The organism is Microbacterium sp. GbtcB4 (genome assembly GCF_019091465.1).
GTDB classification, from domain to species: domain Bacteria; phylum Actinomycetota; class Actinomycetes; order Actinomycetales; family Microbacteriaceae; genus Microbacterium; species Microbacterium paraoxydans.
Map to the genome: position 1 here is coordinate 1 of NZ_JAGXJJ010000554.1, position 237 is coordinate 237.

The 237-nt window shown below is 77.6% G+C and carries 1 pseudogene; it reads right to left on the minus strand.

Annotation, left to right across the window (positions count from 1 at the left end):
* Positions 1–237: pseudogene (locus KVS71_RS18795) on the minus strand (lyase family protein); the annotation flags it as partial.

The following is a 237-nucleotide window of genomic DNA, read 5'->3' on the forward strand; positions in this document are numbered from 1 at the left end:
CGCCTCGGTGATGGGCAGCTCGGTCTCGGCCGCATGCAGCTCGATGACCTTCTGCGGGAAGCCGAGCGGCGAGTTGATACCGGTGACGACAGCGGTGCCGCCCAGCGGCACCTCGGCCACGCGGGGGAGCGCCGGCTGCACGGGCTCGGTGCCCAGGCGGGTCTGGCGGGCGGCCCCGCCGAACTCCCGGCCGGGCGTGCCCGGCGGCGCGTCCACGAGGGGCGGGGGGGCGGCCTT